Source organism: Chrysiogenia bacterium (genome assembly GCA_020434085.1).
Lineage (GTDB): Bacteria > JAGRBM01 > JAGRBM01 > JAGRBM01 > JAGRBM01 > JAGRBM01.
The window spans coordinates 1-5,541 of sequence record JAGRBM010000091.1 but is presented as its reverse complement, the minus strand read 5'-3'; the positions used below and the strand labels follow the sequence as shown (position 1 = coordinate 5,541).

Here is a 5,541-nt window from a genome sequence, read left to right as displayed (position 1 = left end):
GCGACGACAACATGCCCTATGAAAAGGACGGCGTGGGAGAGCTGCCCCACCTCTCCGAAATGGCGCGCGCTGCGCTTGAGATTCTGGAGACCGACCCCGACGGGTTCTTTCTGATGATCGAGGGCGGGCGCATCGATCATGCCGGGCACGAGAACGACATTGAACGCCTCGGCCCCGAAGTCGCCGAGTTCGATCGCGCCGTGCAAGTGGCGCTCGAATGGGCGAAGGGGCGCGAGGACACGCTCATTCTGGTTACCGCCGATCACGAGACCGGCGGGCTCAAACTGCCGCGCACCTTCAATGGTGAATGGCCGCCACCCGCGCGCTGGCTGCACACCAACCACACCAGCACGCCCGTCGCGATCTATGCGCAGGGCCCCAACGCCCAGCTCGTTCGAGACGGGCTCGACAACACCGATGTCTTTCGCATTCTGGGCGGCTGCCCGGTCCCGCAGCCCTGAGCGCCGGCGGCGCTTCAATCCTCTTCGTCGATCATCCCCTCGCCCATCAGGAAACTCGCGCGAAGCTGCGTGAGCGTGCGCGAGGCGCGCTGGAAGAGCTCGCTCTGGTCGGTCGCCCGGCGAAAGAACCGGTAGAAGGGCGAGTGGTGGGACTTGTCCTCGGGTCCGGCCTGGGGCGGCACGTCGGGAATGCGGAACTCGATCTGCATCACCGGCCCGCTCGGCGTGCAGACCGCTTCGCTGCAGGTTCGATCGATGAGATCGAGCATGGAGTGATTCTCGCGCAGCACTTCGATGCGAAAGCGCTCGACGCCGCGCTCACGCGCTGCGGCCATGAGGCGCTGAAAGAGCAGGCGCCCGAGCCCAAGGCCCTGCCAGTCATCGAGAATCGTGAACGCCGGCTCTGCGACCGTTGGGTCGTCCTTCAGGCAAACAAAGCGCGCAACGCCCACGCCGAAGTGCTTGCCGTCTTCGCTACGCGCAAGCGCCCCGAGCGCGAAGTGGTGTTCCTGGTCCACCTCGGTGAAGTAGTGGAGTTCGCCCTCAGTGAGCCTTCCCTTGCCCGTAAAGAAACGCAGGTAGCGCGCCTCGGGAGAGAGCTTTGAGAAGCCTTCGGTCAAGAGATGCTTGTCTTCGGGGCGAATGAGCCGAAGCGTCACGTGGCTGCCGTCGCTGAGGACGGCGTGTTCCTTGTAATCGCTGTTAAAGAATCGCTCTGCCATGACTCAGGCCGGAGCGGGTTCCCCGGGCGCGGCAGCGGAAATGGCCACCGCATGCAGGCGGCCCGAGCGCATTTCCTCGCCGAGCGCGTCGTAGACCGCGCGATGGCGCTGCAGGGTATTCATCCCCTCGAAGTCGGCCGCCACAATGAGCACGCGCAGGTGCCCGCCGCCGCCGGCACTCTTGTGCCCGGCGTGGCGCCCCGAATCGTCAATGATCTCCAGTCGCTCGGGTGAGAAGCGCGCGGCAAGCTTTTCGCCTGCCAGGCGCGCCAGATCGCTCTGTTCCACGTTCTCTCTCTCCGTGTATCCATTTGAAGGCAAACAATCGCCGCACTTGCCATCGCCCCGCAGGGACAGGCATCCTAGAGCCCCGTAGGGAATGGGCACATGAACGAGTATCACGCCAAGTTCGCCCTCGGGCAACTGGTCCAGCATACCAAATTCGGATACCGCGGCGTGATCGTCGGCGTCGATGCCACCTTTCAGGGCACCGACGAGTGGTACGAGAATGTCGCGCGCTCGCGCCCGCCGCGCGAGAAGCCCTGGTACAATGTCCTCGTCCACAACGGCACACACCACACCTACGTCGCCGAACGCCACCTCGAGCCCGACGAGCTCAACACGCCCATCAACCACCCCGACGTGGCCGTCTTCTTCGACCGCTTCGAGGGCGACCGCTACGTCAACGAAACCCACCTGAACTGAACGCGGGGCGCTGACGAAGGCGCGCCGATCAGATAGGCTTGGCACATGAGCAACGTGCCCGTGCTGCTGCATGCCCCCGAAAATCTCGCCGATGCCATCGGCCACTGGGTCCGGCATGTGCCGGCTCACGCGGCCCTTGTCTCGGGCGCCGAGACGCTGAGTTACGAGGGCTTGCTCTCCCGCGCCCGCGACGTGGCCGCCGGCTTCTCCAGCGTGGGGGTCGGCGCGGGCAATGTGATCTGCCTGCAGCTCCCGCTCAGCGCCGCCTTTGTTGTCGCCCTCGTGGGGATCGAGCAACTCGGCGCCGTGGCCGCGCCCCTTCCGACCGAGCTCATCGCCTACGGGGTCGAGCGCTACCTCAAGATGATCCGCCCGGCGGCGGTGTGCTGCCCCCAGCCCGATGAGACGCTCGACTGCTGCGACCTCATCGAGGAACTCGCCTCCAGCAGCGTTCCCATCCATCACCGCATCGTCGACGGCACACCGCCCAATGCGCTGTGGACGAACTTCGAGAGCCTGCACCGTCACGGCGCGTTTGCTCTGGAGCGAGACCTGGTCTTCCTGTCCGAGCCCATGGGCGAGTCTCCCTTCGTGCTGCGTCCGCCGCTGGCGCCCGAGCTCCAGCAGCACGTGTTGGCACTGAGCGTCGAGCGCATCAGCCAGGAAGGGCGCGCAATGGCGCAGATGCTCGCGCTCGATACCGGCGACGTGGTGCTCTGCCTGCTCGAACCGAGCAATCCCATTGGACTTTCGGCCGTGCTGGCGAGCCTGATCTCGGGCAGCACGCTGGCAATCGGCGCGCCGGGCGAGCCGCAGGTGAGCGGCGCAACGGCCCTTGTTGCTTCGCGCGCACAGCTACGCTCGCTCCTTGATTCGCATGCGCCGGACGCGACCCCCGCGCTTCGAACCATTCTGGTAAGCGACGGCACGCCTGAGGACGACACCCTGGAGCGCGTTGCCACGTTCTGGCCCGACTGCAATGTGCGCTGAGCACTGGCTTCCCCCCCTGCCCGTGCGGTAAGTACACGGCCATGGATGCTCGCCTCAGCTTCTGGACATTCTCGCTCGCACTTGCGGGCACCGCCCTTGCGCTGGCCATCAGCGGCGTGCTGGCCGTGCGCGGCGGGGACGTCGAAGCCCACAGGCGGCGCATGAAGGGCGCGGTGGCGCTGGTCATTGCCTTCGTTGCCAGCTACGGCGTGAAGCTCGCCGTGATCGGCCGTGAGGCCCTGCATACCTGGGAGCCTTTCTTCGTCACGGTCCTTCGCGTCCATCAGGGGTTTATCTCGGTGATGCTTACGGCCGGAATCTGGGCGCTCGTGCTCTCGCCCAAAACGCTGAGCGCTGATGCGCCTGAGCGCGAAGCCGCGCGAGGCCGTCACCGACTGGCCGGACGCATCGCGATTGCGTCCTTTGCAGGGGCGCTCACCATGTCGGCGATTACTTACTGGGGCATGTGGCAACGCGCGGGCTGAGCGATCAGTCTCCGTCGAGACCGAGAATTTCCCTGACAGCCTTGCGGATCTCTCCGATGGGAAGCGGCTTTCGAAGGAAGCGGTTGGCGCCGGCGGCAATGGCTTCGCGCTCGATGTCGGCGGCCGAGTAGACGATCACCGGCAGGGCTTTCCCCCACTCGGCCTTGCGGATGTGTTTGAGACCGTCGAGCCCGTTCACCCCCGCCATCATGTGATCGAGGATGAGCAGGTCGGTCGAGTTCTTCTGCAGCTCCAGCAGCGCCTTTCCCACACTCTCAAAGGTCACGACCTTCACATCGCCCGGCAGGGTGCCGATGGCCTTTGTGAGCAGCAAGGAGGTGGAGGGATCGTCCTCGCAGACGACAACGCGGTGACCGCTCATGGGATGCGCACTTTCTGTTGAACTCTCATGGATCTTGTTAGCACCCCGCCCGGCCGGTGAAAAGCGCTAACGTTGTAGGCTGCAGTGGGCCACGAAGGGGCACTCGTAGGGCTCGCGGCAGTGGGGGCCCATGGGCACGTCAGGGGCGTAGCGCCCGGCCAGCACCTCGTGGAAGAAGGCCACCCGCTCGGCAATCTCGGGAAGGCGGCGCTCGCACTCGCCGGTCAGGTCCTCGAAGGCAAAGAGCCCGGCCGGGTCGGCGTCCATGTTCTCCAGGCTCGCCCCCTCGGCCAGCAGCAGCAGCCCGGCCTTGCCAACACGCACCCCTGCCCCGCGCGCCACCCAGTATTGAAGCGCCAGGTCGAGCACAAAGACCTCACGCGCGTTCCGCACCGACTTCACCTCGATGAGGTCCCAGCTCCCCAGGCCCGCGCGCACCAGGATGTCGGCGCGCACGAGCACGTCCTCATGCTGGAGCGCCGCTTCGTAGATCGCCGGAACGAAGGCGTCCGAGAGCGCCTCGTCCGTGGCGCGCCGCGCGGCGGCGTTCTGCGTCGCGCCGATGAGCGTGCCGCCCGGATAGTGCTCGCGGGCGAGCACGCCGAACTGCGTGCCGAGCCCGAAGCGCTCGCGCGTCTGGAAATCGGGCGCAGCGGCAAGCTCGGAACGGAAGGTCTCCAGCCACAGACGCCGCGCGCACTGGCAGCCGCCGATAAAGCGCGTCTTCGAGATGGTGGGGCGATCGCTCACGGGTGCGATCTTGCAGGCAGGGCGCGAAAAACGCAACGCCTCCATGCGCGTCCGGGTGAACGCCCATGTCACGGCAGTGCCGCTCCCCGCCCTGCAGACGCCCCGCGCGCGCCGCCGATTGCATCGAAGGGAAGCCTCTCTATAATACGCGTGTCAAAGGGAACCCGTTCATGAGCCGGCGAGACAAGCCAGAAAAACCGCTGCGCGCGCGCACGCCGCGCGTGCGCGCGCGCCGCATCCGGGGCGCCGACGAGGCCGGTTCCTCCACCCTTCGCATGCGCATTCTCGACGGGGCCAGCGACGCCTTCGGCGAGCTGGGCTACGCCGACACCCGCGTCGAGGACATCCTCAAGGCTGCCAACGTCTCGCGCCCGAGCTTCTACAAGTTCTTTCGCAACAAGGAAGAAGCCTTCAATGCGCTGGCCGAGAGCACGATGTTCTCGCTCGTCCAGATGGTGCGCGGCTCCGTCACCCAGACCACCGACCCGGTCGAGAAACTCGAACGCGGCCTGGAGACCTACCTGCGCTGGCGCGTCTCCACCGGCGCTTTCGGCCGCGTGCTCGAAGCCGAGGCCCGCAACCCCGGCACCTTCGCATCGCGCCAGCGCGAGGCCGTCCTCGAAAACGTCATGGCCCTCTTCGAGAGCGAAGTAACCACCGCCCAGAGCGTGGGCCTCGATTCGCTCACCTACGTGGGCCTGGTTGCCGCACTCGAGGCCATCGGCAACTCGCTTATTGTGCGCGTCAACCCCAGCGAGCAGGACCTCGCCCGCCGCAAGGACGTGATGATGCGCATCCTGCTGGGCGCATTGAGCCCGCATAACCCCTGGGACCGGCGGCGCGCGGCCCGCGACAAGGATCGGGCTGAGGGTTAGCTTGTCGGCTCGTTTTGTTTTCGTCTCTCGAATCTCGTTTACAGTTTCCAAAAATTTTTTTCTTGCCCAAAGAGCGCGTCACGGCGGCGGCCGTGAGCGCAGCTCCGCCCCCGCTCCCCCTCCGGGGGAGCTGCCGCCGCAGGCGGCTGAGGGGGTCGCGGCAGGACGATC

9 protein-coding genes are annotated in these 5,541 nt (G+C 66.3%); 5 read left to right on the top strand and 4 right to left on the bottom strand.

What is annotated here, in order from left to right; all coding sequences use genetic code 11:
- The coding region (locus KDH09_03210) for an alkaline phosphatase (GenBank protein ID MCB0218678.1) at positions 1–461 on the top strand (461 nt) is incomplete at its 5' end.
- Between the two features lie 14 nt (positions 462–475).
- Here the strand turns inward: KDH09_03210 and KDH09_03205 are convergent.
- Positions 476–1,183, bottom strand: a complete 708-nt coding sequence (locus tag KDH09_03205) for a GNAT family N-acetyltransferase (protein MCB0218677.1) — start codon at positions 1,181–1,183, stop codon at positions 476–478.
- Positions 1,184–1,186: 3 nt separating this feature from the next.
- Positions 1,187–1,618 (bottom strand): BolA family transcriptional regulator, encoded by a 432-nt coding sequence (locus tag KDH09_03200; protein ID MCB0218676.1) that lies wholly within the window; start codon positions 1,616–1,618, stop codon positions 1,187–1,189.
- Between KDH09_03200 and hspQ the strand changes: the two genes are divergently transcribed.
- From hspQ to KDH09_03185, 3 genes are read left to right on the top strand one after another with little or no spacing between them, the layout of a single operon-like run.
- Positions 1,571–1,888 (top strand): heat shock protein HspQ, encoded by a 318-nt coding sequence (gene hspQ, locus KDH09_03195; GenBank protein ID MCB0218675.1) that lies wholly within the window; start codon positions 1,571–1,573, stop codon positions 1,886–1,888. The genes KDH09_03200 and hspQ overlap by 48 nt on opposite strands.
- A gap of 45 nt (positions 1,889–1,933) precedes the next feature.
- Positions 1,934–2,878 carry an acyl--CoA ligase gene (locus tag KDH09_03190; GenBank protein MCB0218674.1) on the top strand — a complete coding sequence of 315 codons (945 nt, stop codon included), beginning with the start codon at positions 1,934–1,936 and terminating at the stop codon, positions 2,876–2,878.
- A 41-nt stretch (positions 2,879–2,919) separates the two neighbouring features.
- Positions 2,920–3,363 carry a DUF420 domain-containing protein gene (locus KDH09_03185; protein MCB0218673.1) on the top strand — a complete coding sequence of 148 codons (444 nt, stop codon included), beginning with the start codon at positions 2,920–2,922 and terminating at the stop codon, positions 3,361–3,363.
- 4 nt (positions 3,364–3,367) lie between these two features.
- Here the strand turns inward: KDH09_03185 and KDH09_03180 are convergent, their stop codons facing one another.
- Both KDH09_03180 and KDH09_03175 read right to left on the bottom strand, forming a co-directional pair.
- The gene (locus KDH09_03180) at positions 3,368–3,745 is read right to left on the bottom strand and encodes a response regulator (protein ID MCB0218672.1); all 378 of its coding nucleotides are present in this window, start codon (positions 3,743–3,745) and stop codon (positions 3,368–3,370) included.
- Positions 3,746–3,811: 66 nt separating this feature from the next.
- Positions 3,812–4,495: a hypothetical protein gene (locus KDH09_03175; protein ID MCB0218671.1), complete on the bottom strand. Its 684-nt coding sequence runs from the start codon at positions 4,493–4,495 to the stop codon at positions 3,812–3,814.
- A gap of 170 nt (positions 4,496–4,665) precedes the next feature.
- On the opposite strand from KDH09_03175, the gene KDH09_03170 reads away from it, so the two are divergent.
- Complete coding sequence (locus KDH09_03170) at positions 4,666–5,370, top strand: TetR/AcrR family transcriptional regulator (GenBank protein ID MCB0218670.1); 705 nt, start codon at positions 4,666–4,668, stop codon at positions 5,368–5,370.
- The last annotated feature ends 171 nt before the right edge of the window (positions 5,371–5,541 follow it).

Coding starts and splice junctions, on each gene's coding strand:
- KDH09_03200 (MCB0218676.1), bottom strand. CDS start 1,618: ATGCTGGACCAGTTGCCCGAGGGCGAACTTGGCGTGATACTCGTTCAT.
- KDH09_03180 (MCB0218672.1), bottom strand. CDS start 3,745: ATGAGCGGTCACCGCGTTGTCGTCTGCGAGGACGATCCCTCCACCTCC.
- KDH09_03170 (MCB0218670.1), top strand. CDS start 4,666: ATGAGCCGGCGAGACAAGCCAGAAAAACCGCTGCGCGCGCGCACGCCG.
- KDH09_03185 (MCB0218673.1), top strand. CDS start 2,920: ATGGATGCTCGCCTCAGCTTCTGGACATTCTCGCTCGCACTTGCGGGC.
- hspQ (MCB0218675.1), top strand. CDS start 1,571: ATGAACGAGTATCACGCCAAGTTCGCCCTCGGGCAACTGGTCCAGCAT.
- KDH09_03205 (MCB0218677.1), bottom strand. CDS start 1,183: ATGGCAGAGCGATTCTTTAACAGCGATTACAAGGAACACGCCGTCCTC.
- KDH09_03190 (MCB0218674.1), top strand. CDS start 1,934: ATGAGCAACGTGCCCGTGCTGCTGCATGCCCCCGAAAATCTCGCCGAT.